Source organism: Frankia gtarii (assembly GCF_025403375.1).
Taxonomy (GTDB): domain Bacteria; phylum Actinomycetota; class Actinomycetes; order Frankiales; family Frankiaceae; genus Frankia; species Frankia gtarii.
The window spans coordinates 1-1,934 of the sequence record NZ_JAMPTM010000501.1 but is presented as its reverse complement, the minus strand read 5'-3'; the positions used below and the strand labels follow the sequence as shown (position 1 = coordinate 1,934).

At 71.0% G+C, this 1,934-nt stretch carries 1 protein-coding gene; it reads right to left on the bottom strand.

The window, feature by feature from the left end; all coding sequences use genetic code 11:
- On the bottom strand, positions 1-1,908 hold a 1,908-nt coding region (locus NBZ83_RS31850; RefSeq protein WP_261576476.1), incomplete at its 3' end, for a condensation domain-containing protein.
- Positions 1,909-1,934: the final 26 nt, after the last annotated feature.

The window sequence follows — 1,934 nt, the reverse complement described above, 5'->3', positions numbered from 1 at the left end:
CCCATCCCACACATCCACCACCGAAACCCCAGAACCCACCCCGGAATCCGAACCCACCACGGCATCCGAACCCACGGACTCGGCCGCGACCAATGCTGCGAGAGCGTTCCCGGAGTCCATTCCGGGGGCCGAACCGCGACCGCTCCACTCCGTCAGCAGCACCCGACGCTCGTCGGCGGAGAGCACATCCACCTGCGAAAGCGGGACGTCGGCGTCCGCTGCCATCGTGGCCAGTACGCGGATCAGGCGGTCGAGGAGTCGGTCGATCGTCGCCCGGTCGAACAGGTCGGCGTCGTACTCGGCCGACGCGAGCAGCCCGCCGCCGCTGCGAGAGTCGGCGGTGAAGGTGAGGCTGAGGTCGAACTTCGCGGCGGCCGGTTCGGTCGGCTCCAGCGCGGTCGCGGCGAGCCCGTCCAGGCCGGGGTTGTCCCCGGCCGGATTCCAGAAGTCGACCAGTGTCTGGATGAGGGGGTGTCGGCCGGCCACGCGGTTCGGGTTCACCTTCTCCACGACGTTGTCGAACGGGACGTCGGCGTTCGCGTAGGCGTCCAGGGCCGTACGGCGGACCCGGTGGAGCAGCTCACGCAGGCTGGGGTCGCCGGACAGGTCGATCCGGAGCACCACGGTGTTGACGAAGAAGCCCACCAGGGATTCCAGGGCCGGATCGGACCGACCCGCGACCAGCGCACCGATCGGGAGGTCCATCCCGGCTCCGAGCTTGTGCAGGACGACCGCGACCGCGGTATGCGCCAGCATGAGCTCACTGACGCTGGTCTCGGCGAGCAGCGGACGCAGCGCCGCCATGGTCGCGGCGGGAATCTCGGTCCGTACTCGTCCGCCGCCGGCGACGGGGATCGGGGGCCGCTGCCGGTCCGTCGGCAACGGCACGGCGTCCGGAAGGCCCGCGAGGGTCTCGGACCAGTAGGCGAGCTGGCGGTTGGCCAGGTCGGACGGGTGGTCGGCGGCGCCGAGCAGGCGCTCCTGCCACAGCGTGTAATCGGCGTACTGGACGGCGAGCGGCGTCCAGGCCGGGGCGTGGCCGGACCGGCGGGCCGCGTAGGCGGCGGCGAGGTCACGCAGCAGCGGTCCGGTGGACCAGTCGTCGCCCGCGATGTGATGGACGACCAGGGCGAGCACGTGGTCGTCCGCGGCCAGCCGCAGGAGGGTGACCAGGATCGGGATCTCTGTTTCCAGCCGGATCGGCGTCTCGAAGACGTCCCGTAGGTGCGCCGCCAGGCCGTGCACGGTGCTGTCGGCGACGGTGAACGGCACCTCGGCGCCGTCGAGGACCCGCTGCACGGGCGTGCCGTCCTGGTCGGGGAAGACGGTGCGCAGGGTCTCGTGGCGCGCCACAACATCGCCGAACGCCACTCGCAGCGCCTCGAGGTCCAGCGGGCCGATCAGCCGGGCGGCGAACGGCAGGTTGTACGTGCTCGACGGACCGTCGAACCGGTAGAGGAACCACAGCCGCCGTTGGGCCGCCGACAGTGGCATCGGGTCCGGACGATCGGTCGTCACCAGCGCCGGGTACGCCTGTGCTGGTTCTTCGAGAGCGTCCAGGTGGGCGGCGAGGGCGGCAACCGTCGGCGCGTCGAACACCGAACGGATCGAGACGGGCCGGCCGATGCTCACGCGGATCTGGGAGATGAGGCGGGCGGCGAGCAGGGAATGACCGCCGAGGGCGAAGAACGAGTCGTCGAGCCCGACCCGCTCGACCCCGAGCAGTTCGCCGAACAACCCGGCGACGACCAGCTCGGTCGGCGTCGTCGGTTCGCGACCCGCTGCCACGCCACCGGCGAACTCCGGTGCCGGTAGGGCGCGGCGATCGAGTTTACCGTTCGGCGACACCGGAAACGCATCCAACACAACCACCACCGCCGGCACCAGATAATCCGGCAGCACCGACACCAACACACCCCGCACCGCCCCCGGAT